The organism is Ruegeria sp. H7, from assembly GCF_056532945.1.
Genome location: NZ_JBQFNZ010000003.1, coordinates 12,227 through 34,854 on the forward strand (window position 1 = coordinate 12,227; position 22,628 = coordinate 34,854).

The following is a 22,628-nucleotide window of genomic DNA, read 5'->3' on the forward strand; positions in this document are numbered from 1 at the left end:
AGGTTTCCCCCTAGGCCGAACTTTGCGGAACGCCGCGAATTGATTTTCGTGAATTTTTTATTTAACCTTTTTGTTAATTACGAATCCCGGAGGTCCTGATGCCCGTTTCCCTACCCAATGAAACCACCGCATATCGATCCGCTCGTAACGCGCTTCTGTCCGCCGAGCGGGACCTGAGAGCAAAGGTTGAAGAGGTCGCGGCCTTGCGCCGTGCTCTGCCTGTCGGGGGCAAGATCCCAAACGATTACGCGTTCCGAGAACTTACCGGCGAGGCCGCACCGATGTCGTCGCTGTTTAGCGACAAGGATACGCTGATCATCTATTCGCTGATGTACGGACCGGATGCGGAACGCCCTTGCCCGATGTGCTCGGCCTTTCTGGATGGGTTGAACTCTCAGATCCATCATCTGGCGCAAAAGGCATCGGTTGCGGTGGTGGCGCAGAACACGCCCGAACAACTGTTGTCCCTCAAAGACAAGATGGGTTGGAATGCGCTCCCGTTATATTCCGCGCTTGGGACGCGGTACCAGAGCGACTATCTGGCCGAGACCGACGGGGGTGACCAGCTTCCCATCCTGAATGTCTTTCAGCGCCTTTCGGACGGCATTCACCATTTCTGGAGTTCCGAGCTGTTCTTTGAACCCAGCGATTGGCATCCCCGGCATGTGGATGCGGCATGGCCATTGTGGAATGTTCTGGATTTCACACCGCAGGGCCGCGAAGATTTCATGCCCTCCCTACGCTGAAACGGCGCGCTCGGCTATCGGCAATAGCCCCAGCCGGGCCCCTGAAGGTGAAAATGATCGGCATGCAAGCGGTTGAAATCAGGGCCCAGCACCACGCGAAACCAATCACATGCGCCGCGCCCGATCTGACGCAGAAAATCGGCCTCGGGGCCGGGTTCGGTCCAGTCGTCCAACAGGTTCAGCGCCCGTCCGTCGGCCAGGGTAACACCTATGATGTCGATCGAATCCGCCGTGGCATGGCTGCTCCACCCGCTGTTTTCACCTTGGGCGGTGCGCATGCGGCGGCAGTTATAGCTGCCCAGATGGCGCAGGGACCGGACTGTGGTGCCCAGAATCTCCTGCGCGGCCGGCTGGACCACGTGATGTTCCCACATCGCCAGACGCAGGGCGGTGGTGCAGCGTGTCTCAACAAGCGCGACCTTGGCTGAGGTCAGTTGCGACAACGCGCCCCGACCGGCAATGCCGCAATTCTGATCAACGACCAGATCCTCCATCGGTTCAAACGCCGCGCCCGCGTCGGACAGGGCCGCCCGGCACTGCGCCTCATCCGGCAGCGCCCGGCTCAATTGGTATCTGGTAACTGGTGTGACCCGGGCTTTCACGGCCAGATCCCGCATCGGATTCCAATGCGATGGAACAGGCGATTGCGGATGGGACAGCAACAGATACCCGCCCGAACCAACAAGAAATAGAAATACGATGATCGAAAAGAAAGACGCCGCCAGATACGAAATCCGGCGGCGTCCTTTGCGTTTGCTCATACCCGATCCGCGATCAGTAGCGGTAATGCTCGGGCTTATAGGGGCCTTCCGGCGCAACACCGATATAGGCCGCTTGTTCATTATCCATCTTGGTCAGTTTCACACCGATCCGGTCCAGATGCAGGCGCGCGACTTTCTCATCCAGATGCTTGGGCAGGATGTAGACCTTGTTTTCGTACTGGTCGCCTTTGGTGAACAGCTCGATCTGGGCCAGAACCTGGTTGGTGAAAGACGCCGACATCACGAAAGACGGGTGACCGGTGGCGTTGCCGAGGTTCAGCAGACGGCCTTCGGACAGCAGGATGATGCGATTGCCCGAGGGCATCTCGATCATGTCCACCTGTTCCTTGATGTTGGTCCATTTGTGGTTCTTCAGGCTGGCCACCTGAATTTCATTGTCGAAGTGACCGATATTACCGACGATGGCCATGTCCTTCATCGCGCGCATATGCTCGATGCGGATCACGTCCTTGTTGCCGGTGGTGGTGATGAAGATATCCGCGCTTCCGACTTCGTCTTCCAGCAGAGTGACCTCAAATCCGTCCATCGCAGCCTGCAGCGCGCAGATCGGATCAACTTCGGTCACTTTCACACGAGCACCCGCGCCACGCAGCGAGGCAGCCGAGCCTTTGCCCACGTCGCCATAACCGCACACAACAGCAACCTTACCGGCCATCATGGTGTCGGTGGCGCGGCGGATGCCATCGACCAGCGATTCCTTACAGCCATATTTGTTGTCAAACTTCGACTTGGTGACGCTGTCATTCACGTTGATCGCCGGGAACGGCAGGTGGCCGTCTTTCACCAGCTGGTACAGACGGTTCACGCCAGTGGTGGTTTCCTCGGAGACACCCTGAATCTGGTCGCGCATCTTGGTGAACCAGCCGGGGCTTGCCGCCATACGCTTGGCGATCTGCTTCTTGATCACCTCTTCCTCTTCCGAACCGGGAACGGGGATGATGTCCTCACCCGCTTCGGCGCGTGCGCCCAGCAGGATATACAGCGTGGCGTCGCCGCCATCGTCCAGGATCATGTTGGGGCCGTCCTCGAACAGGAAGGATTTGTCCAGATAATCCCAATGTTCTTCCAGCGTCTGGCCTTTGATGGCAAAGACCGGAATGCCCGCCTCGGCAATCGCTGCCGCCGCATGGTCCTGGGTCGAGAAGATGTTGCAGGACGCCCAGCGCACATCCGCGCCCAGCGCCACCAGCGTTTCGATCAGAACGGCTGTCTGGATGGTCATGTGCAGCGAACCGACGATACGCGCGCCCGACAAAGGCTTGCTGTCGCCATATTCCGCACGCAAGGACATCAGCCCCGGCATTTCGGTTTCGGCGATATCCAGTTCCTTGCGGCCAAACCCGGCCAGCGAAATGTCTTTAACGATATAGTCCCCGGCCATCTGGCGCTCCATTTTTCCGGTCAATCACACTTGGCTGCCCCTAACATCCCTTGGGGCAGGTGGCAATGTGGATGTCCGAAAACGGAGTGTTACGCCACTTTTATCAGCTTGGCGTGCCGTCAACTTTGACTTTCGGGATCGCTTCGAAAAAATCGGTGCCAACGGCGACAATACAGGAAATGCCGTTCGCCTGGGTCACCAAAACGGTATAACTGCCCGTTTCTTTTGAGGTCCAAACCTCCATGACCGACTGCGCGCCGCGTGTTTTCTGCAAACCGCCAAAAGCCAGCTCTTCCGAGTAACTGTCCTGCAGCTTGGCAATCACATGCTCGCGCTCTGCACAGGTGCGGGCAAAGGCGGGCGGGGCCGTGGCGGCCATGCCAAAAGTCAGGGCAATTGCAAATAAACGCTTGAACATAACTTGCTCCTTTCACTTCGCGTTGCATTTGTGAGAGGCGCACACCGGGAGAAGCGTGTGCCCCCCTCGGTTTTTATGTCGGGATCGAGTGGTGATGTTTCAAAGCACGAACGCTCAAGAAAACGTTGGCAGCAAGTGATCCTGACAGGTACATCATAGCAGAAAAATACGATTTTAATGTGTCCCACTTCACAAGGCATGGCAGAATGGCAACACAACCCCGAGCATGGCAGAGGATGCTGTCAGGCCGCAGGCTGGACCTGCTGGACCCGACCCCGGTGGATATCGAGATCGAAGATATCGCGCATGGTCTGGCCTTTGTGGCGCGTTGGAACGGGCAGACAAACGGCGATTTTGCCTATTCCGTGGCCGAACATTCCCTGCTGGTCGAAGAGATTTTTGGCCGTATCGCCCCCAAAGCGCCCGCGAAATGGCGACTTGCTGCCCTGTTACACGACGCGCCGGAATATGTGATCGGCGACATGATCTCACCCGTCAAATCCGCCGTCGGCCCGGACTATGGTGCGCTGGATGATCGGTTGGCAGCAGCCATCCACATCCGGTTCGGGTTGCCTGCTGAGGTACCGAAGACGGTAAAGCGACAGATCAAGAAAGCCGACAAGATCAGCGCCTGGATGGAGGCCACCCAGATCGCAGGGTTTTCCGAGGCTGAGGCGACGAAGTTCTTCGGTCGTCCGGATCGGGCGGTGATGGAGGGGCTGACGATCACGCTAAGACCGCCGGTTGAGGTAAGAGAAGCGTATGTGGCACGGCATAGCGCGTTGCTTGAGAGATAGCAGGAAGTTTCGAGATGAATAGGCTGTGTTTCACAGTGATTTTATTGTGCTGCCTTGCACTTACGGCATCTGCATCTCCAGAAGACGATGCGAAATATATCGCTAGCCAACGGTTTCTAGAAGAAGAACTTCGCACGATGAGAACCAATGCTTCAAAGTATTATGTTAGGTACCTCGATAGTCTGTTGAGAAACCACAACATAAGAGTAAGAGATGCCGAGCGCCTCGAAATCCTTGTTCCTAATGAAATCACAGATGTTGCCATCGACGAGCAGCTTGACGATTTTGCGAAATCATATCTTAAGACATTCGATGCACAGCAATTAACCGAGATCAAATCCTTTTACCAAACCGGTGTCTGGCAAAAACTAAGAAGACTTAGTTACAAGGAGTGTAAGGCAGAGGCGGCAGACAGAATTGTTATTTCTCCTCTGGCTTGGGGATATGAAGAAACTAAAATCCGCCATTTTCTTTCACCTCAAGAGTTCAGGGATTTTCGATACTTCTTCGAAAGCGAAACCGGAAAGACCTTCGGCGCGAGTTCTGAGCACCAAGATTCTTGTAGTGATGGACTTATGACGACGGGCGTGTTTTCTCTACGAAGCGGTGAGGCGGCAATAAGAACAGAGTTTGTACTCAGCGCGCTCAAAACAAAGGGGCTTTTCTGGTTCTCCAACCCAATAGCTCGCAAGGATTTTATTGCAAAACTCGAGAGCGAGATAAAACACTAGTTGATCAAAAAGCGCGCTCAAGAGACAATAATCACCTACGACTACACGCCGCCAAATTCCACTACTATGTCCTGCATGCATTCTCAGACGTCGCGCCGTCTCGAACAAGCTGTGCCCATATCAGGTAGTCAAACACTTCGTTATTTTCCCCTTCTGGCCCGGCTATTGTCCTATTTGTGTAACAAAGAACCGGCGAAATCTTGCCACGAGCTGACAGACCTCTTTTCACAACACATCTGATCCCCCTAAAACTCACGTGTCTTCGAATGGACAGTGAAGATTCTTGAGCACCGGCACACGCAAAACAGACACGACTTGGCCGCGCTTGTCCGGCGCAGCCCGAACCGCAATTGCGGTGGGACTTTTGAGTCTGGTCTCTGCCTGCGCCCATGGTCCAAGCGATGAACAGCTCGATCCGGAACGTCAGTCAATGGCGCTGCGCGAGGTCTCGCAAAAGCAGTCTCGGGGGCAGAGGGTGTGGTGCGTGCCCTATGCGCGCGACCTCAGCGGTATCGAAATTCGCGGCAACGCCAAGGACTGGTGGGGCAAGGCGCGCAGTGGTTTCGCGCGGGGCAATGAACCGGTTGTCGGTTCGGTCATGTCGTTTCGGGCAACCCGCGGGATGCCGCTGGGCCACGTGGCAGTTGTGTCCGATGTTGTGACCGAGCGGGAAGTCATCGTGAACCACGCCAACTGGCACCGCAACAAGGTGTCGTTGAAGATGGGCGTGAGGGATGTGTCCAAAAACAACGACTGGACGCTGGTTCGGGTCGAAAGCCTTCCGGGTCAGTATGGCAGTTTGTACCCGGTGAACGGGTTCATCTATCCGAAGTCTGGCGAGTAGTCTTAAAGACTACCCTTTGAACAGACCAGTCAAAGCTCTGCTTTTTACCGAGGGCTACGCTTCGCCAAAATCCGCTGCAACGTCCGGCGGTGCATGTTCAGCCGCCGTGCGGTTTCCGAGACATTCCGGTCGCACAGCTCATAGACCCGCTGGATATGCTCCCACCGCACGCGGTCGGCGCTCATGGGGTTTTCCGGCGGCGGGGGCAGTTCATCACCCTTGGCCAGCAGCGCGTTGGTGATGTCGGTGGCGTCGGCGGGCTTTGACAGGTAATCCGTCGCGCCGATCTTCACAGCCGCCACGGCGGTTGCAATCGCACCATAGCCGGTCAGTACAACAACCCGGCTGTCGGGGCGTTTTTCACGCAGAACCTCGACCACATCCAGACCATTGCCATCCTCGAGCCGCAGATCGACAACTGCATAGGCGGGCGGACGGGCGGTAGAGATCGCGCGACCTGCGGCGACGGAACCGGCAGTTTCAACCTCGAACCCGCGCTTTTCCATGGCCTTGGCCAGACGTCTCAGAAACGGCTCGTCATCATCCACCAGAAGCAGGGATTTGTCAGGGCCGATATCAAGCTGAGAACTGTCTGCCATTCTTAGGTCTTTCCGCTATGTCATGCCGTTGGCTTGAACAAGAGTAATAGCAGCGCGGGAACAAAGGTCAAACAACCTTGTCAGGACGCGCCTTGATCGAGGAAACAGCCAACCTTGTCGGCCATCTGCTGGGCGGTGTCGTCGCGCTTGAAGAACTCCAGAAACCCATCCTCGGGCGTCACCAGATAGGTGAATGTCGAATGATCGACCAGATAGTATTCATCGCTTTTGTCATGGGCCTTGTAATAGGTCTTGTAGGCCTGACTGGCGGCCTTGACCTGTTCGGGCGATCCCGTCAGCGCGATGGTTTTGCCACCCAGGTTGAAGGCATAGTCGCCGACCACCTCGGGCGTGTCCCGATCCGGATCGATCGAGATGAACAGGGGCGTCGTGGAATACCCGCGCCCGGCCAGAATATCGACCGCCTCTGCGTTGCGGGACATATCGAACGGGCAGACATCGGGGCAGAAGGTATAGCCGAAATAAACCAGCGTCGGTTCGGTGATCACATCTGCGTCAGTTACCGTCTCGCCCTTGCCGTTAATCAGCTCGAACGGCCCGCCAATGGCCGCTGTACCCCCGGCGATCTGACTGGACCGGCATTGCGCGAACTTGTCGTCCGAGCCCGACCCTTGCGTCAAAAGCCACATGGCCCCAAGGCCAATAGCCAGAACAACGGTTGCGAGAACAGCATACAGGCGGGTCATGGCGATTATCCGTGCGCAAGGGGTTGTTGATCGTTTCGGCCGGGACACCTATCAAGATGATCAGCCGATGCAACAGGACATAATCGACCGATGGCAGATTCCAACCAGACGTTTTGGCGCGGCCAGGAGCGCAGCAGCTGGATCCGGCTGCGCACGCTGATCCTGTTGCGCTGGGTGGCCATCGTGGGGCAGATCACCGCGATCACCGTGGCCCAGCAAACCTATCACGTGCAGCTTGAGGTTGGGCTGTGCTATCTGGCCATCGGTGTTTCGGTCATGGGCAATCTGACCGCGATTTTCCTGTTCCCGCAGAACAAGCGCCTGACCGAATTCGAAAACTTCCTGATGGTGCTGTTCGACCTGATGCAACTGGCGTTTCTGCTGTACCTGACCGGCGGTCTGAACAATCCGTTTGCCCTGCTGTTGCTGGGGCCCGTCACGATCTCGGCCAATGTCATGAGCACGCGGTCCACTTTGATCGTTGGTGGCGTTGCCATCATTCTGGCCACCCTGCTGGCCGAATTTCACCTGCCCCTGCGCACCGATATCGGGCTGATTCTGCGCATTCCGGATATTCTTCTGTTCGGCAACTGGGCCGCGATCCTGATCGCCATCGTGTTCATCGGCGCTTATTCGCACCGCGTCAGTTCCGAGGTGCAATCCATGTCCGAGGCGCTGTCGGCCACCCATATGGCCCTGGCGCGTGAGCAGAAGCTGACCGATCTGGGCGGTGTGGTTGCCGCTGCCGCACACGAATTAGGGACGCCTCTGGCCACGATCAAACTGACCAGTTCCGAGTTGATCGAAGAGCTGGATGACCGACCCGACCTGAAAGAAGACGCCGCGTTGATCCGCGAACAGGCCGACCGCTGCCGCGATATCCTGCGCGATATGGGCCGGGCCGGGAAGGATGACCTGCATCTGCGGCAGGCCCCGATCTCGACCGTGGTGCATGAGGCCGCGGAACCGCATATCGAGCGCGGCAAGATAGTTCACTTCGCCGAAGGCCCGGCACAGGATGGGGACGTGCAACAGCCCTCGATCCTGCGCAAACCCGAGATCATTCATGGCCTGCGCAACCTGATCCAGAACGCGGTGGATTTCTCGCGCGCCAATGTCTGGGTCGAGGCGCATTGGACCACGGATCAGATCACCGTCAGCATCATGGATGACGGTCGCGGCTACCCCTCGCACCTGATTGGGCGGATCGGGGATCCGTTCATGCGCCGTCGCCGGGCCGAGACCGATCAGCGCGCCCGCCCGGAATACGAAGGGATGGGGCTGGGCCTGTTCATCGCCAAGACCCTGCTGGAACGCAGCGGGGCCGAACTGGAATTTGCCAACGGATCGGACCCCTATCAGCACCTGTCCGACAATCCCGCCCATAAGGGTGCGATTGTGCGGGTATCCTGGCCGCGCAAGCTGATTGACGCGCAAAAGGGCGACACGCCGGTGCCTTCGGGCAGCAACCAGCACATCCAGGTCTGAATTAACAAACCGTTAACCAATCAGAGCCATAGTCTGATCCCAGCATTTGTTCCGACATGGGGTTTTCTATGGCTGACTGGATCATCCTGGCCACAATCAGCCTTGTATCGTGCTGTCTGGCCATTCAATGGCTGCTTCCGCGCCGCGCGCGCCGGGATGACAGCTATGGGATGTTTTCGAACGCCTCGCTGTTTGACGCGGTGTTTCTGTTCGACGGGGACCGGCTGATCAGCCATTCCGATATCGCGCTGGCAGGGTTCGAGCAGGTGGGAGATTGGGACGGGCTGCGCCGCTTGTTGCAGCGGGACTTCCCCAACTTTCCGGAAACGCCGGATATCGTGCGCGAGCAGGGAAATCTGGTGGTCTCTGCCATCGATTGCACGGTTGAACGAGAGGTTCTGTGCGAATGGATCGACGGAATTGTACGGGTGCAATTGCACGAACCTGCGAAATCATCCGAAAGCCAACTGCGCGATCCGAACGATCCGATCCGTCTGGCGATGGATCAGGCCCCCTATCCGGTCTGGCTTTGGGGCCACAAAAACCGGGTTACGTGGTGCAACGCCGCTTATATCGCGCTGGCCCGCAAGGCGCGCGGTCAGGACGTGGATCTGACTGCGCCACTGTTTCCGACCCAAAAGGGTGACCCAAGACCTGCCGGGAAAACCCGCATCCCGATTGATGTTGTCGGCAGCGACAGTCAGTTATGGTTCGACCTGACCCAGATCGAACATGACGAGGGCTGCCTGTGCTATGCCATGGACGTCAACGCGATTGTCGAGGCGGAAACCGCCCAGCGCAAATTCGTGCAGACGATGACCAAGACCTTTGCTCAGCTGTCCATCGGTCTGGCCATCTTTGACCGCAACCGTCAGCTGGCCCTGTTCAACCCGGCCCTGATCGACCTGACCACCCTGCCCCCGGATTTCCTAAGCTGCCGTCCCAGCCTGTCCAGTTTCTTTGACCGGCTGCGGGATCAGCATATGATGCCGGAACCCAAAAATTACCGGTCTTGGCGCAAGCAGATGAACGATCTGCTCGAGGCGGCAGAGGATGGGAATTATCAGGAAACCTGGTCGCTGCCGTCCGGCTCGGTCTATTCCGTCAGCGGCCGTCCACACCCCGATGGGGCCGTCGCCTTTCTGTTCGAAGATATTACAGCCGAAATCACCCTGACCCGCCGGTTCCGTGCGGAAATGGACCTGATGCAATCGATTCTGGACAAGCTGGCAGATGCCATTGCCGTCTTTGCGGATGATGGCACGCTGGCGCTGACCAACTACGCCTATCAAAAGCTTTGGGGCGATGCCGAGGATGCAGGATTCCACAGCGACTCGGTCATGGATGTGACCCGCAAATGGCAGGAGCGTTGTGTTGCCACGCCCATTCTGGGCGAGATCCGGGATTTCGTTGAAATGCGCGACAACCGGGCCGAATGGTCGGCTGAGATTGGGATGCGCGACGGCACCAAACTGGATTGCACGGTGACCCCAATGCAGAACGGCGCGACCATTGTGCGCTTTGCCTGTGACGCCGCCGTGCTGGACCGAACTCCAATCCAGCAAATCAGCGCCTGAACCGGGTTGCAGCCGCGCGGGCGCGAGGCCATTGTGGCGCCATGACGATGCCGCCTGTTTCCCTTACCCTGACATCCCCGGACGACACCGCCGATTTTGCCACCCGATTGGGCAACACCCTCGGCCCCGGCGATATTGTGCTGCTTGAAGGGCCCATCGGCAGCGGTAAGACGCATTTCGCCCGCAGCCTGATCCAGTCGCTGATGCAGGTGCCCGAGGATGTGCCCTCACCCACATTCACTCTGATTCAGGCCTATGACACGCAGGCCGGTGAAGTCTGGCATTGCGATCTATACCGGCTGAGCATGGTCGAAGAGGTCGAAGAACTGGGCCTGATCGACGCGTTTGAAACTGCGATCTGCTTGGTTGAATGGCCCGATAAACTGGGCCCTCTGACGCCGCAATCCGCGTTAAGTCTTGTGTTCGAAACAGACCCTAACGCGGAAGAAACCCGCCACCTGACGCTTAAATGGTCCGACCCGAAATGGTCGCAAAAACTGGAGACGACCACATGACCAACCGGGCCATACTGACCGAGGCGCTGATCGCGCAGACTCCATGGGCCGAGGCCCACCGCGCGCCTCTGGCCGGGGATGCCTCGAACCGCAGCTATGAGCGTCTGACCGATCCCGCGACTGGCCGCACCGCCGTTCTGATGGATGCGCCGCCCGAAAAAGGCGAAGACGTCAACGCGTTTGTGCGGGTGGCAGAATACCTGCGCTCGGTCGGGTTGAACGCACCCGAGATTTACGCCGAAGACGCCGAGTTTGGCATTCTGCTGCTGGAGGATCTGGGCGATGACCTGTTCGCCCGCGTTCTGGACAAAGACCCCGGCAAGGAACGCAAATTGTATGAGGCCGCGACCGATGTGCTGCTTCACCTGCACAATGCGCCCTCGCTGTCTTTACCGTCCTACGACCCGGCGCTGATGACCGAGCTGTCATCGCTGTCTTTCACCAAATATGCCCAAGGTATTCAGGGACACCACGACACCGATGCGCTGGCTCGGTTCGAAAGCCGGTTTTCCGATATTCTGCACCGCGAAACGTCCGGAACAAAAGTGGTGGTTCTGCGCGACTACCACGCCGAGAACCTGATCTGGGTGCCGGATCGTGACGGGGTGCAGCGGGTCGGGTTGCTGGACTTCCAGCTCGCGATGCTGGGGCACCCCGCCTATGATCTGGTGTCCTTGCTGCAGGATGTCCGCCGGTCGGTTTCGGTGGGGACCGAGATGCAGATGATCAACCGCTATGTTGCGGCCTCGGGCATGAATGATCACGATTTCCGCACCGCTTACAGCGTTCTGGGCGCGCAACGGAATCTGCGTATTCTGGGGGGGTTTGCACGGCTGGCGACGGATTATGGAAAACCACATTATATTGACCTGATCCCTGCGACATGGTCGCATCTGATGCGCGATCTGGAACATCCTGCCCTGCTTTCCGTGGCGGATGTGGTGCGGGAGGCGCTGCCCGAGCCGACCCCTGAAAATCTGGCGAGGCTGAGGGCGGTATGACCAACGCTCCGACCGCGGTCATGATGTTTGCCGCCGGGTTTGGAACCCGCATGGGCGCGTTGACCAAAGACCGGCCCAAACCCCTGATCGAAGTAGCCGGGAAACCTCTGATCGATCACGCTTTGGACCATGTGGAAGGTTTAAATCCCGAACGCGTGGTCGCTAACCTGCACTATCATGCCGATCAGCTTGCGGCGCATCTGACGCCCAAGGGGGTGCTGCTATCGCGGGAAGAGCCCGAGATTCTGGAAACCGGTGGCGGGTTGCGTGCCGCCCTGCCCCTGCTGGCGTCAAACCCGGTCTTCACCTTGAACACCGACGCGATCTGGGCCGGGCCGAACCCGTTGACCTTGCTACAAAACGCGTGGGATTCGCAAAGGATGGATGCCCTGCTGATGTGCATTCCTGTTGCCCGCACGGTGGGTCACAGCGGCACCGGCGATTTCACCGCAGATGCCGAGGGCCGGATCACACGCGGGCCGGGCCTGGTTTATGGCGGCGCGCAGATCATCAAAACGGATCGCTTGGCTGAGTTTTCGGAACAGGCGTTCTCTCTCAACCTGCTTTGGAACCGGATGCAGGACCAAAATCGGCTGTTTGCAACCGAATACCCCGGTCGATGGTGCGATGTCGGACGACCCGAGGGGATTGCCCTGGCCGAAGGGTTGCTGGCCGATGTTTAAACCCAGCGCCCTGCCCCGCGTATTCGCCGTTCCGCCCGGCACCGACTTTCCCAAGGCGCTGGTCGACGGGCTGCACCAACGCAGCGATGGCCCGCCCGAGGCGCTGGCGCGGGTGCAACTGGTGGTCAATACCCGCCGCATGGCGCGCCGCGTGCGGGACCTGTTCGATCAGGGCCCGCCCTGCCTGCTGCCCCGGCTGTCTCTGGTCACCGATCTGGGGGAAAGCGTCGATCTGGCGCAAATCCCGCCCGCCATCCCGCCCCTGCGGCGGCGGTTGGAACTGACGCAGCTGATCTCGAAACTGTTAGAACAACAGCCCGATCTGGCCGCGCGCGCCTCACTGTTTGATCTGTCCGACAGTCTGGCGGCGCTGATTGATGAGATGCAGGGCGAAGGTGTCTCACCCGACGCGATCCGGCAATTGGATGTCAGCGACATGTCTGGCCATTGGGCGCGGGCACAGGCGTTTATCGGCATCGCCGATCATTTTGTCGATGCAGGCGATCAGGCGATGGATGCGCAGGCCCGCCAACGTCGTGTGGTCGAGAACCTGATTGCCCGCTGGCAGGGCGCGCCGCCTCAGCATCCCGTAATCCTGGCCGGATCGACCGGATCGCGCGGTACAACGCTGATGCTGATGCAGGCCGTTGCGCGCTTGCCGCAGGGCGCGTTGATCTTGCCGGGTTATGATTTTGACCAGCCGGATGCCGTTTGGGATCGTCTGGATGAGGCGCTGACCTCAGAGGATCATCCACAATACCGCTTCCGCAAGCTGATGCACGCGCTGGAACTGACCCCCGATCAGATCCAGCCCTGGACGGACAGGCAACCACCGTCACCTGCACGTAACCGATTGGTTTCGCTGGCTTTACGCCCTGCCCCGATCACCGACGCCTGGATGTCCGAAGGCCCGCAACTGGCGGATCTGGACCGTGCGACCAAAAACCTGACACTGATCGAGGCGGACTCGCCCCGGTCCGAGGCGTTGGCCATCGCCCTGCGCCTGCGACAAGCGGCGGAAACCGGCCAGACCGCCGCCCTGATCACGCCGGATCGGATGCTGACCCGACAAGTCAGCGCGGCGCTGGACCGTTGGAACATCCTGCCCGATGACAGCGCAGGCCTGCCCTTGCAACTGTCGCCTCCGGGCCGGTTCCTGCGCCATGTCGCGGGGTTGTTTGCCCGTCGGCTGGATGGTGAGGCTTTGCTGACCCTGCTGAAACACCCGCTTTGCCATGACGGAGCTGAGCGTGGCGCGCATCTGCTGCACACCCGCGATCTGGAACTGGATCTGCGCCGGAATGGCCCCCCGTTTCCCGATCACGCCAGCCTGACGGCCTCGGCCATTCGCACCGAAGCGCCTGCGGATTGGCTGAATTGGGTCGGAACGCATTTCTGCGATCAGCAAATCACCGGTGAACGCCCGCTGACCGACTGGGTTGATCGCGTGCGGACTTTGGCCGAAGCCATTTCAGCCGGCATCGCAGGCGAACAAGGCACGCTCTGGGACAAGAACGCGGGGCAAAAGGCGCTGGCCGTTCTGACCGCCCTGCAGGATGAGGCGCACCATGGCGGGCCCATGACCGCCCATGATTTCGCCGACTTGCTTGGTGCGCTTTTGGCCGGGGAAGAGGTCCGCGACCGCGACGCCCCGCATCCCAACATCATGATCTGGGGAACGCTTGAGGCCCGCGTGCAGGGGGCCGATCTGCTAATCCTCGGCGGTCTGAACGAAGGCAGCTGGCCCGAGGCCCCCGCGCCTGACCCCTGGCTGAACCGTCAGATGCGCGACAAGGCGGGGCTGTTGCTGCCAGAACGCCGGATCGGCCTTTCGGCGCATGATTTCCAGCAGGCCATCGGCGCGCCCGAGGTCTGCCTGACCCGCGCCACTCGTTCGGACGACGCAGAAACTGTGCCGTCGCGGTGGCTGAACCGCTTGACCAACCTGCTGCAGGGCTTGCCCGATCAGGGAGGCCGAGAGGCTCTTAAAGACATGCGCGCGCGGGGTCAAACATACCTGAGTTGGGCGAAAGCGCTGGAACAGGCCCCCCGGATCGATGCGGCGCACCGCCCGTCCCCACGCCCTCCGGTCTCGGCGCGGCCTCGGCGTCTGTCGGTGACCGAAATCAAGCGGCTGATCCGCGATCCCTATGCGATCTACGCCAAGCATGTGCTGCGCCTGAAACCGCTGGACCCGTTGGTGCAGGCCCCCGATGCCTTGTTGCGCGGGATCGTGATCCACGAAATCCTCGAACATTTTGTCAAGGACAGCGTGTTGGATACCGCCTTGCTGACCCGCGAGAATTTCCTGAAACGCGCACATGATCTGCTGGAAACCCATGTCGCCTGGCCGACCGCCCGCAAATTATGGCTGGCGCGGCTGGAACGGATTGCCGACGCTTTCCTGTCCGCCGAAACCGCGCGCCGGGGCGATGGCGGGCCGGTGGCCTTTGAGGCCGCGATGAAGCTGGTGCTTGCGCCGTTGGATTTCACCATTGTCGGGCGCGCCGATCGGATCGACCGCAACAGCCGGGGCGCGCTGCGGATTATCGATTACAAAACCGGCGCGCCACCGAGCGAAAGCCAGCAGGCCAAGTTCGACAAACAGCTGTTGATCGAGTCCGCCATGGCCGAGCAGGGTGCCATCGAAGGGATCGACCCCGTCAGCGTGGCCGAGGCGATCTTTATCGGCATGGGCGGCAGTTACAAAGAGGTCGCCGCACCGCTGAACAAGGAACCCGCAGACAAGGTGTTGGCTGAGTTGAAAGAGCTTGTTTCGGCCTATTTAGAGCCTGATCAGGGCTTTTCCTCTCGCCGGATGCTGCACAAGGACACCGACGTTGGCGACTATGACCATCTGGCCCGGTTCGGCGAATGGGATCGCACCGCCGAAACCCGCCCCGAGGACTTGACATGACCCCTCGCAACGACGCGACCGAGCGGCAGGTGCAGGCCGCGCGCCCCGATGCTTCGACCTGGCTGGCGGCCAATGCGGGGTCGGGCAAAACGCGGGTGTTGACCGACCGTGTGGCGCGTTTATTGCTGGACGGGGTGCAGCCCCAACACATCTTGTGTCTGACCTATACCAAGGCCGCCGCCAGCGAGATGCAGAACCGGCTGTTCAAGCGGCTGGGCGAATGGGCGATGCTGGGCGACGCATCGCTGTTGCAACAACTGACCGATTTGGGGGTCAAAGGTATCATCGATCCCAACCGGCTGGCGCAGGCACGCACGCTTTTTGCGCGCGCGATTGAAACGCCGGGCGGGCTGAAGATCCAGACCATCCACTCGTTCTGCGCCTCGCTGCTGCGCCGTTTCCCGTTGGAAGCCGGGGTCAGCCCTCAATTCGCCGAGATGGAAGACCGCGCCGCCGCCTTGTTGCGCGAAGAAATCATTGAGGATTTCGCCGAAGGCCCCCAAGCCGGGTTGATCGAGGATGTTGCACGCTTCGTCACCGATACAGATTTTGACAAGGTGACAGCAGCGGTTGCGCAACGGCGCAACCTGTTCGCACAGCCGTTACAACACACCGACCTGTTGCAGCGTTTTGGGCTGTCCGAAGGGTTCGACGAAGACCAGTTGCTGGCCCAGGTGTTTCTGGGTGGCGAGGTCGAGCTGATTCAATCCATGTTGCCCGCGCTGATCGAAAGCGGCGGCAACAACGCCAAGGCGGCGGCGAAACTCTCTGGCTTCACCGAGGCGCGGTTGACACATCTGCCCATGCTTGAGGCTGTGTTTCTGACCGGCAAAGGCGCAAAAGAACCCTTTACTGCCAAGATCAACGGCTTCCCGACCAAGGCCCTGCGCGAAGGCGCGCTGGCTGACCGGATGCCGCAACTCGAAGCGTTGATGTTGCGGGTCGAGGCCGCGCGCGAACAGCGCCTCGCACTGGTGGCCGCGCAGAAAACGGCCGTTCTGCATCGCTTTGCCGCCGCTTTCCTGCCGGAATACGAGCGGCGCAAGCAGCTGCGCGGTTGGCTGGATTTCGACGACCTGATCCTGCGCGCACGACAGGTTTTGAACGACCCGGCGGTGGCCGAATGGGTGCTGTACCGACTCGATGGTGGCATCGACCATATTCTGGTGGATGAGGCGCAGGATACCAGCCCGGATCAATGGGATGTGGTCGAGAAGCTGGCTCAGGAATTCACCAGCGGGGAGGGGGCCCGATCCGGAGTCGAACGCACGATTTTCGTGGTCGGGGACAAGAAACAGTCGATCTACTCGTTTCAGGGCGCGGACCCGCAAGCCTTTGATCGGATGCAGGCTGAGTTTGGGCGAAAGCTGACAGAATCAGGCTCTAAACTTTGGGATTCTACGCTGGAATACTCGTTCCGATCCTCCAGCGCGATCCTGTCGCTGGTCGATATTCTGTTCGAAAACCGCACCGATGCGGGGTTTCACAAGGACAGCCAACACCGCGCGTTCAAGGCGGATCTACCGGGGCGCGTCGATCTGTGGCCGGTGGTCGAAAAGGTCGAAGATGACGAGGATGGCGACTGGACCGACCCCGTTGACCGGCCCGGTTCGCGCCACCACACCGTCATTCTGGCCGAGCAGGTGGCAGGGTCGATCAAGCGCATGATCGAGCAGGGTGAGACGGTCCCCGAAGATGGCGAAACGCCCGGTACGTTTGTCCGCCGCAAAGTACGGCCGGGTGATTTCCTGATCCTGGTCCAGCGCCGCTCAGACCTGTTTGCCGAGATCATTCGCGCCTGCAAGGCCCAGGGCCTGCCCATTGCCGGGGCTGATCGCCTGAAAGTCGGCGCTGAGCTGGCGGTCAAGGACCTGGCCGCGCTGCTGAGTTTCCTTGCCACACCCGAGGACAGCTTGTCGCTGGCCACCGTCCTGAAATCACCGATGTTCGGATGGAGCGAACAGGCGTTGTTCGATCTGGCCCATCGGCGGAAAGAGAAATTCCTGTGGGCCGCGCTGCGCAACCCGGCCGAGGAATTTCCTGAAACGCTGGCCGTGCTCAACGACCTGCGCGGGCAGATCGATTTCCTGCGCCCTTATGACCTGATCGAACGCATTCTGACCCGCCATGACGGGCGGCGAAAGCTGTTGGGGCGGTTGGGGGCCGAGGCCGAGGATGGGATCAACGCGCTGCTATCGCAGGCTTTGGCTTATGAGCGCACGGATATTCCCAGCCTGACCGGGTTTCTGGTCTGGATGCAAACCGATGATCTGGAAATCAAACGGCAGATGAGCGGTGTCGGCGACATGATCCGGGTGATGACGGTGCATGGCTCAAAAGGGTTGGAAGCGCCCATCGTGATCCTGCCGGATACCGGAAAACGGCAGGCCCCCCGCGATGCCGAGATCATGGTCGCGGATGGAACACCGTTGTGGAAAGTGCCTGCGGATGTATCGCCCAAGCTGATCTCTCAGGCACGGGATGAGGCCCGAAGCCGTGAGGAAAATGAACGGCTACGCCTGCTCTATGTGGCTCTAACACGGGCTGAAAAGTGGTTGATCGTGGCGGCCGCGGGGGATGTCGGCAAGGATGGGACCAGCTGGTACCAGATGGTCGAGACCGCGATGGAGCGGGCAGGGGCGACCCAGCTTGAAGGTTCGCGCACCCGGCGATTGGCCCATGGGGATTGGGATGCCCTGCCATGCGTTGAACACCGTGCCGCGCCGGAAACGGCGTATGATCTGCCCGCGTTCTGCGCGCAAGCCGCCCCAGATGCACCGCAGATCGAGGAAACCATCAGCCCGTCGGAACTGGGCGGGGCAAAGGCGCTGCCCGGTGATGCCGGTCAGGATGAAGAGGCCGCGAAGCTGCGCGGCACTCGGCTGCATCTGTTGCTGGAGCACCTGCCCGGTACCGCACGGGACACCTGGGCACAGCTTTGCGCCCGGCTTCTGCCCGATATGCACGACGCGGATCGAACCGAATTGCTGAACGAAGCCGTGGCCGTAATGACGGCGGCCCCCCTCAGTCCCGTGTTCGCCCCGGATACGCTGGCCGAGGTGCCCGTGACCGCCGACCTGAACGGGCAGCGGATGCACGGTGTTATTGACCGGCTGATCGTGACGGAAACAGAGGTGCATGTGGTTGATTTCAAATCAAATGCCACCGTTCCGGATAGTGCCGAGTCCTGTCCCGAAGGCCTGCTGCGCCAGATGGGGGCCTATGCGCAGGCGCTGGCGCAGATCTATCCCGACAAGACCATTCGCACGGCGATCCTTTGGACCCGCACAGCGGATCTGATGTGGCTGCCACACGATCTTGTGACGGATGCACTGGCCCGCACCCAGATATCTTGACCTTACCCGAACCGGCACCTACGTTCTGTTCCCGAGTTTACCCCATTCAGGAGACAGAATATGTCGACCGTAGCCGTTACCGACGATACCTTTGATGCCGAAGTCAAGAACTCGGCCGTTCCCGTAGTTGTGGACTTTTGGGCCGAATGGTGCGGCCCCTGCAAGCAGATCGGCCCCGCGCTGGAAGAACTGGCTGCCGAATATGGCGACAAGGTGAAAATCGCCAAAGTGGACGTGGACAGCAACCCCAACGCCGCCGCCGCAATGGGCGTCCGTGGCATCCCGGCGCTGTTCATCTTCAAGGACGGTCAGGTCGTTTCGAACCGCGCGGGCGCGGCACCGAAGGCAGCGCTGCAAAGCTGGATCGAAGAATCCATCTGATCCGTTTTGGATTGATGAAAGATCAAAGGCGCCTGCAACCGGGCGCCTTTTTTATTGAGAAACCGGAGGGGGCAGATGGCCAAAACACGGGTATTGGTGGAATTCGGCATGGGCACATCGCTGCGCCGGATGGATTATACCGAAGCAGCGCTGCGCGCGATCAAGGATGCGTTGTGGCATAACTCAATCAACATGGCCGAGCTGTTCGGCTTTCCGAAAGAGGCGATGATCATCGATGTCGAGATCGGCGTGCAACAGCCCGATCAGGTGGATACCAGCAAGCTGGTCGCGGTATTTCCCTATGGCTCGCCCAGCGTCACCGTCACCAAGGGCGGTCTGGACATCGACAAGCCCGGCAGCACTGGTCGCACGGTCATCGCCAATGCCGCGCTTGCGGTTTCGTTCGACATGGAGGCGGTGCAATGAGCGAACAGCGCATCATTCTGGAAATGGGGATGGGCAATGACCTCTATGGTCAGGACTATACCAAGGCCGCGCGGCGTGCGGTGCAGGACGCGCTGCATCACTCCTCGATCACGCTGTTCTCGAATCTTGGCGTCGATCACGGCGAGATGCGGGTGCAGGTGACAATCGGCGTGCAAAACCCCGATCAGGTCGATTGTGCCCAGGTGGCGGCCGACCTTCCGCGCGGACAGGCCGAAGTACATGCAGTGCTGGGGGGACAGGACGTGGTAGATCAGGCGGCTGGCACCCGTCACATCGTGGCAACGGCTGCAATCGAGGCATTTGTGCCGTCTCAGGTCGGTAAATACGCTTTGAAATGACAAAGAAAAAGCCGCTCGGGGATCCGGGCGGCTGTTCCGATTTGACGATCCGGTCGAAGGATCAGAGCTTCGCGATATCCGCGCGAACCAGACCGATATCTTCCAGCTGTGTGTCGCTCAGTTCCGACAGAAGCTTGCGGGTCTTACGGCTCTCGTTCCATTCAACAACGGTTTCGAAAGCGTTGGTGAACGCGTCCACTACGTGCAGGATGGTAGCTGCTCCGAGCGGCGCATGAATATTTGCAGTGGTTGCCATGTGCGCAGTCCTTTGATGTGAAACAGCCGACCGGTTGTCGGTTGTGAGGCCCATGTAGGGTCTTCATCTGAGACTCACAATTGCTGGTTTGGCAGTCCTGATTTGCATTTATTGCATATCTTTTGGGCAGTTTCACAACGGGTTGCGCCGATCCCGCGCCCGGCCCATATATAACGCCGACAAGAACGGAGGCTTTCATGGCAGACAGCGAATTTCCCGGTTGGCATGGCACAACGATCATTGGCGTCAAAAAAGGCGGGCAGGTCGTCATTGCCGGGGACGGGCAAGTCAGCCTGGGTCAGACCGTGATCAAAGGCACCGCCCGCAAGGTGCGTCGCCTGACACCGGGCGGGTTCGAAGTGGTCGCCGGGTTTGCCGGTTCGACCGCCGATGCGTTTACGCTGCTGGAACGTCTGGAGGCCAAGCTTGAGGCCACGCCCGGCCAACTGGCCCGCGCCTCGGTCGAGCTGGCCAAGGACTGGCGCACCGACAAATACCTGCAAAAGCTAGAGGCTATGCTGATCGTCACCGACGGCAAGGACCTGCTGGTAATCACCGGGGCAGGGGACGTGCTGGAGCCCGAGCATAACGTGGCCGCAATTGGATCGGGCGGAAACTTCGCCTTGGCCGCAGCCCGCGCGATGATGGACAGCGACAAAGAGGCCGAGCAGGTGGCGCGTGAGGCGATGGCGATTGCCGCCGATATTTGCGTCTATACCAACGGCAATCTGACGGTTGAGACCATTTCAGGCTAACAGCGCCTTGATCTCTTTCCCTTTCCAGCGGCGGTGCATTCCGATCAGCCCGAAAATCGCGGCAATGACCACGATGTAATAGGGCACACGGATATCGATGCTCATCAACCCGCCGCCGATCAGGGACATGATGCCACCCGCCAGACAGAAAACGGCGGTGGTCACGCCCATGACCCAGCCCTGATCCGCCTCGCTGACGCTGGATGAGAACAGGCCCAGCAGGGTCGGATAGGCGACGCCGAACAGGAAATAGAACAGGAAAACCGGCACATAGCTGAGCACACCGCTGGGGCTGAAGGCAAATGCCAGCCCGCAGATCACCATGGCGATCAGTGATGTGTAGATGATCGAATGCTTGCTGAACCTCTCTTGCGCGGGTTTGACGAGGAAAGTGCTGGAGAACGCCAGCGCGACGCCGATCACCACCATGGCCATGCTGCCCCCGATCACGCCATAGCCAAAGCGGCTGGTCAGGAAATTGTCGACAAAGACATAGAAGGTCACATTGGCGATCATGAAGAATGAATAGACCGGCAGGATTTTCAGAACCATCGGATGACCGCGCACGGCAATCAGACTGTCGGTGATGTCGCGCGGGCGGAAGACAAAGGGTTCGCGGTCGGTGCGGGTGTCCTTGAAGAATGTCGTCACGAGGAAGATGGCGACCAGCACCAGAACGAAGGCCCCGTAGAATGGGGTTTTCAGGGTGGCATAACTGCCCAGCAGGGCGGAATCGGACAGGACGGCGCCGATAATCGGGCCGCCGACAAGGCCAAAGCTGACACCGGTCACGATATAGCCCATGTTGCGGTCGCGGTCGGCGGCATCGGTGCTGCCATCAATCATCGCCGCCTGCGCGATGGGTTGGTTGCCCGCCGTGAACCCGGTGATCGAGCGCCCGATGATCAGCATCAGCAGGCTGTTCATATACAGCGCCGCGATGGTCAGGGCGTAGCCGACAAGTGCTCCGCCCAGACAGACCAACAACGCATTCTTGCGCCCGATGGAATCCGAGACTTTCGAGACGTAAACGACCCCAAGAAACCAGGACAGAAAGAAACACCCGATCACGAGCCCATAGTAGAAATGCCTCCGGCCTTCGGGGGTGCTGTCCGGCAGGAAGCCGGATTTGGTTTCCATGATCAGGGAATTGATGATCGGAAAGACCAGCCCTTGCCCGATCAGGTCGACAAACACCACGAACAGCAAGGTGATCTTGGCAATCTTGGTCATAAAAACGCCCCCGGTTCCAATACCTTGGGGCGAGTGTAACAGACAGTTGTCCTGTTACCTAACCGAGTGTCAGAGGTCGGTTGGCCCGACCTCTGACCAGAGTGGTTACTTCAGCGCTGCAACGCCCAGCGGTACACCGGCAACCTCGCACCAGATGTAGACTTCGTTGTAGCCCGACACATCCATGGTCGGCGGTACGGCGTAGGATTGCTTGCCGGTCAGGTTCAGCAGCGCGCCCAGTTTGCTGTCGGGGGCGTAGGTGCCGTCTTTACCAAAGGCCACGCGCGGGTCGGGGCCACCATCCAGCGAGAAGTCGTCGCCCAGCTCAACGATGTAACGGTCGCCATCCTTGGCCAGTTTCACCGAACCGCTTGTGATGTGGTTCGAGCGGCCTTCGAAATTGCCTTTCTTTTTGGCGCCGCCGGCCAGGGCAGTGGTGGTGCCGGCCAGGGTCAGGGCCGCGCCGGTGGCTGCAGCCTTCACAAAAAGCGAACGACGAGTCATCATGATGAGGTATCTCCATAAGATTGACGCGGGCTGGCTTGCCCGTCGCGCATGGTTATGCCGCAGCCCATGCCGGTATGGCGATTCACATCACCACGAAAATCCGTGTGCTTTCTGTGAGTTGGCGTGATGTTTTCGTGATCGGCTTGTGTTTTCGCCCGGTATGATTAGG

The 22,628-nt window shown here is 59.6% G+C and carries 22 protein-coding genes and 1 pseudogene; 15 read left to right on the plus strand and 8 right to left on the minus strand.

The window, feature by feature from the left end; translation table 11 throughout:
• Positions 1 to 98 precede the first annotated feature (98 nt).
• Positions 99 to 746 carry a DUF899 family protein gene (locus ACR0AC_RS08870; RefSeq protein WP_480872870.1) on the plus strand — a complete coding sequence of 216 codons (648 nt, stop codon included), beginning with the start codon at positions 99 to 101 and terminating at the stop codon, positions 744 to 746.
• A gap of 14 nt (positions 747 to 760) precedes the next feature.
• On the opposite strand, the gene ACR0AC_RS08875 is transcribed toward ACR0AC_RS08870, so the two are convergent.
• From ACR0AC_RS08875 to ACR0AC_RS08885, 3 genes are all read right to left on the minus strand, one after another.
• On the minus strand, positions 761 to 1,507 hold the full coding sequence (locus tag ACR0AC_RS08875) for an extensin-like domain-containing protein (protein WP_480872872.1): 747 nt from the start codon (positions 1,505 to 1,507) through the stop codon (positions 761 to 763).
• A gap of 13 nt (positions 1,508 to 1,520) precedes the next feature.
• Complete coding sequence (ahcY, locus tag ACR0AC_RS08880; protein ID WP_480872874.1) at positions 1,521 to 2,909, minus strand: adenosylhomocysteinase; 1,389 nt, start codon at positions 2,907 to 2,909, stop codon at positions 1,521 to 1,523.
• Positions 2,910 to 3,012: 103 nt separating this feature from the next.
• Complete coding sequence (locus ACR0AC_RS08885; protein WP_170631629.1) at positions 3,013 to 3,327, minus strand: hypothetical protein; 315 nt, start codon at positions 3,325 to 3,327, stop codon at positions 3,013 to 3,015.
• Positions 3,328 to 3,533: 206 nt separating this feature from the next.
• On the opposite strand from ACR0AC_RS08885, the gene ACR0AC_RS08890 reads away from it, so the two are divergent.
• The 3 genes from ACR0AC_RS08890 to ACR0AC_RS08900 all read left to right on the plus strand — a co-directional run bounded on the left by ACR0AC_RS08890 (position 3,534) and on the right by ACR0AC_RS08900 (position 5,699).
• Positions 3,534 to 4,124 (plus strand): HD domain-containing protein, encoded by a 591-nt coding sequence (locus ACR0AC_RS08890; protein WP_170520835.1) that lies wholly within the window; start codon positions 3,534 to 3,536, stop codon positions 4,122 to 4,124.
• 14 nt (positions 4,125 to 4,138) lie between these two features.
• The gene (locus ACR0AC_RS08895) at positions 4,139 to 4,855 is read left to right on the plus strand and encodes a DUF2059 domain-containing protein (protein WP_480872876.1); all 717 of its coding nucleotides are present in this window, start codon (positions 4,139 to 4,141) and stop codon (positions 4,853 to 4,855) included.
• Positions 4,856 to 5,210: 355 nt separating this feature from the next.
• Positions 5,211 to 5,699: a CHAP domain-containing protein gene (locus ACR0AC_RS08900; protein ID WP_480708456.1), complete on the plus strand. Its 489-nt coding sequence runs from the start codon at positions 5,211 to 5,213 to the stop codon at positions 5,697 to 5,699.
• Positions 5,700 to 5,743: 44 nt separating this feature from the next.
• Here the strand turns inward: ACR0AC_RS08900 and ACR0AC_RS08905 are convergent, their stop codons facing one another.
• Both ACR0AC_RS08905 and ACR0AC_RS08910 read right to left on the minus strand, forming a co-directional pair.
• A complete protein-coding gene (locus ACR0AC_RS08905; protein ID WP_050604676.1) occupies positions 5,744 to 6,298 on the minus strand; it encodes an ActR/PrrA/RegA family redox response regulator transcription factor in 555 nt (184 codons plus the stop codon).
• A gap of 80 nt (positions 6,299 to 6,378) precedes the next feature.
• On the minus strand, positions 6,379 to 7,005 hold the full coding sequence (locus ACR0AC_RS08910) for an SCO family protein (protein ID WP_170453322.1): 627 nt from the start codon (positions 7,003 to 7,005) through the stop codon (positions 6,379 to 6,381).
• Between the two features lie 90 nt (positions 7,006 to 7,095).
• On the opposite strand from ACR0AC_RS08910, the gene regB reads away from it, so the two are divergent.
• The 10 genes and pseudogenes from regB (at position 7,096) to ACR0AC_RS08960 (ending at position 19,708) form a co-directional block, all read left to right on the plus strand.
• Positions 7,096 to 8,493 carry a sensor histidine kinase RegB gene (gene regB, locus ACR0AC_RS08915; RefSeq protein ID WP_480872878.1) on the plus strand — a complete coding sequence of 466 codons (1,398 nt, stop codon included), beginning with the start codon at positions 7,096 to 7,098 and terminating at the stop codon, positions 8,491 to 8,493.
• A 68-nt stretch (positions 8,494 to 8,561) separates the two neighbouring features.
• Positions 8,562 to 10,070, plus strand: a complete 1,509-nt coding sequence (locus ACR0AC_RS08920; RefSeq protein WP_480872880.1) for a PAS-domain containing protein — start codon at positions 8,562 to 8,564, stop codon at positions 10,068 to 10,070.
• A gap of 41 nt (positions 10,071 to 10,111) precedes the next feature.
• On the plus strand, positions 10,112 to 10,585 hold the full coding sequence (tsaE, locus tag ACR0AC_RS08925) for a tRNA (adenosine(37)-N6)-threonylcarbamoyltransferase complex ATPase subunit type 1 TsaE (protein ID WP_480872882.1): 474 nt from the start codon (positions 10,112 to 10,114) through the stop codon (positions 10,583 to 10,585).
• Positions 10,582 to 11,586: an aminoglycoside phosphotransferase family protein gene (locus tag ACR0AC_RS08930; protein WP_480872884.1), complete on the plus strand. Its 1,005-nt coding sequence runs from the start codon at positions 10,582 to 10,584 to the stop codon at positions 11,584 to 11,586. The genes tsaE and ACR0AC_RS08930 overlap by 4 nt, the downstream gene beginning before the upstream one ends.
• Positions 11,583 to 12,269, plus strand: a complete 687-nt coding sequence (locus ACR0AC_RS08935; RefSeq protein ID WP_480872886.1) for a nucleotidyltransferase family protein — start codon at positions 11,583 to 11,585, stop codon at positions 12,267 to 12,269. The genes ACR0AC_RS08930 and ACR0AC_RS08935 overlap by 4 nt, the downstream gene beginning before the upstream one ends.
• On the plus strand, positions 12,262 to 15,186 hold the full coding sequence (addB, locus tag ACR0AC_RS08940; RefSeq protein ID WP_480872888.1) for a double-strand break repair protein AddB: 2,925 nt from the start codon (positions 12,262 to 12,264) through the stop codon (positions 15,184 to 15,186). Before ACR0AC_RS08935 ends, addB begins: the two co-directional genes overlap by 8 nt.
• Entirely contained in the window at positions 15,183 to 18,542 is a 3,360-nt protein-coding gene (gene addA / locus ACR0AC_RS08945; RefSeq protein WP_480872890.1) for a double-strand break repair helicase AddA, read from the plus strand. The genes addB and addA overlap by 4 nt, the downstream gene beginning before the upstream one ends.
• A gap of 42 nt (positions 18,543 to 18,584) precedes the next feature.
• Positions 18,585 to 18,923: pseudogene (gene trxA, locus ACR0AC_RS08950) on the plus strand (thioredoxin); the annotation flags it as partial.
• Between the two features lie 75 nt (positions 18,924 to 18,998).
• Positions 18,999 to 19,349: a Lin0512 family protein gene (locus tag ACR0AC_RS08955; RefSeq protein ID WP_480872892.1), complete on the plus strand. Its 351-nt coding sequence runs from the start codon at positions 18,999 to 19,001 to the stop codon at positions 19,347 to 19,349.
• Positions 19,346 to 19,708 carry a Lin0512 family protein gene (locus ACR0AC_RS08960; protein WP_170520856.1) on the plus strand — a complete coding sequence of 121 codons (363 nt, stop codon included), beginning with the start codon at positions 19,346 to 19,348 and terminating at the stop codon, positions 19,706 to 19,708. The genes ACR0AC_RS08955 and ACR0AC_RS08960 overlap by 4 nt, the downstream gene beginning before the upstream one ends.
• A gap of 61 nt (positions 19,709 to 19,769) precedes the next feature.
• On the opposite strand, the gene ACR0AC_RS08965 is transcribed toward ACR0AC_RS08960, so the two are convergent.
• Complete coding sequence (locus ACR0AC_RS08965; RefSeq protein WP_170453333.1) at positions 19,770 to 19,964, minus strand: DUF1127 domain-containing protein; 195 nt, start codon at positions 19,962 to 19,964, stop codon at positions 19,770 to 19,772.
• A gap of 197 nt (positions 19,965 to 20,161) precedes the next feature.
• Here ACR0AC_RS08965 and hslV point away from each other — a divergent pair, with 197 nt between their 5' ends.
• On the plus strand, positions 20,162 to 20,719 hold the full coding sequence (gene hslV, locus ACR0AC_RS08970) for an ATP-dependent protease subunit HslV (protein ID WP_170520858.1): 558 nt from the start codon (positions 20,162 to 20,164) through the stop codon (positions 20,717 to 20,719).
• On the opposite strand, the gene ACR0AC_RS08975 is transcribed toward hslV, so the two are convergent.
• Entirely contained in the window at positions 20,711 to 21,952 is a 1,242-nt protein-coding gene (locus ACR0AC_RS08975) for an MFS transporter (protein WP_170623539.1), read from the minus strand. The two genes, hslV and ACR0AC_RS08975, sit on opposite strands and share 9 nt — an antisense overlap.
• Before the next feature lie 105 nt (positions 21,953 to 22,057).
• On the minus strand, positions 22,058 to 22,459 hold the full coding sequence (locus ACR0AC_RS08980) for a DM13 domain-containing protein (protein WP_480872894.1): 402 nt from the start codon (positions 22,457 to 22,459) through the stop codon (positions 22,058 to 22,060).
• Between the last annotated feature and the right edge of the window lie 169 nt (positions 22,460 to 22,628).

What these genes read in the sequence shown, in the direction of transcription:
- ACR0AC_RS08875 (WP_480872872.1), bottom strand. Translation starts at nt 1,507, where the DNA reads ATGAGCAAACGCAAAGGACGCCGCCGGATTTCGTATCTGGCGGCGTCT.
- ACR0AC_RS08935 (WP_480872886.1), top strand. Translation starts at nt 11,583, where the DNA reads ATGACCAACGCTCCGACCGCGGTCATGATGTTTGCCGCCGGGTTTGGA.
- ACR0AC_RS08905 (WP_050604676.1), bottom strand. Translation starts at nt 6,298, where the DNA reads ATGGCAGACAGTTCTCAGCTTGATATCGGCCCTGACAAATCCCTGCTT.
- ACR0AC_RS08885 (WP_170631629.1), bottom strand. Translation starts at nt 3,327, where the DNA reads ATGTTCAAGCGTTTATTTGCAATTGCCCTGACTTTTGGCATGGCCGCC.
- tsaE (WP_480872882.1), top strand. Translation starts at nt 10,112, where the DNA reads ATGACGATGCCGCCTGTTTCCCTTACCCTGACATCCCCGGACGACACC.
- ACR0AC_RS08960 (WP_170520856.1), top strand. Translation starts at nt 19,346, where the DNA reads ATGAGCGAACAGCGCATCATTCTGGAAATGGGGATGGGCAATGACCTC.
- ACR0AC_RS08920 (WP_480872880.1), top strand. Translation starts at nt 8,562, where the DNA reads ATGGCTGACTGGATCATCCTGGCCACAATCAGCCTTGTATCGTGCTGT.
- ACR0AC_RS08965 (WP_170453333.1), bottom strand. Translation starts at nt 19,964, where the DNA reads ATGGCAACCACTGCAAATATTCATGCGCCGCTCGGAGCAGCTACCATC.
- addA (WP_480872890.1), top strand. Translation starts at nt 15,183, where the DNA reads ATGACCCCTCGCAACGACGCGACCGAGCGGCAGGTGCAGGCCGCGCGC.
- ACR0AC_RS08870 (WP_480872870.1), top strand. Translation starts at nt 99, where the DNA reads ATGCCCGTTTCCCTACCCAATGAAACCACCGCATATCGATCCGCTCGT.
- ACR0AC_RS08890 (WP_170520835.1), top strand. Translation starts at nt 3,534, where the DNA reads ATGGCAACACAACCCCGAGCATGGCAGAGGATGCTGTCAGGCCGCAGG.
- regB (WP_480872878.1), top strand. Translation starts at nt 7,096, where the DNA reads ATGGCAGATTCCAACCAGACGTTTTGGCGCGGCCAGGAGCGCAGCAGC.
- ACR0AC_RS08955 (WP_480872892.1), top strand. Translation starts at nt 18,999, where the DNA reads ATGGCCAAAACACGGGTATTGGTGGAATTCGGCATGGGCACATCGCTG.
- ACR0AC_RS08895 (WP_480872876.1), top strand. Translation starts at nt 4,139, where the DNA reads ATGAATAGGCTGTGTTTCACAGTGATTTTATTGTGCTGCCTTGCACTT.
- ahcY (WP_480872874.1), bottom strand. Translation starts at nt 2,909, where the DNA reads ATGGCCGGGGACTATATCGTTAAAGACATTTCGCTGGCCGGGTTTGGC.
- ACR0AC_RS08930 (WP_480872884.1), top strand. Translation starts at nt 10,582, where the DNA reads ATGACCAACCGGGCCATACTGACCGAGGCGCTGATCGCGCAGACTCCA.
- ACR0AC_RS08980 (WP_480872894.1), bottom strand. Translation starts at nt 22,459, where the DNA reads ATGATGACTCGTCGTTCGCTTTTTGTGAAGGCTGCAGCCACCGGCGCG.
- hslV (WP_170520858.1), top strand. Translation starts at nt 20,162, where the DNA reads ATGGCAGACAGCGAATTTCCCGGTTGGCATGGCACAACGATCATTGGC.
- addB (WP_480872888.1), top strand. Translation starts at nt 12,262, where the DNA reads ATGTTTAAACCCAGCGCCCTGCCCCGCGTATTCGCCGTTCCGCCCGGC.
- ACR0AC_RS08910 (WP_170453322.1), bottom strand. Translation starts at nt 7,005, where the DNA reads ATGACCCGCCTGTATGCTGTTCTCGCAACCGTTGTTCTGGCTATTGGC.
- ACR0AC_RS08975 (WP_170623539.1), bottom strand. Translation starts at nt 21,952, where the DNA reads ATGACCAAGATTGCCAAGATCACCTTGCTGTTCGTGGTGTTTGTCGAC.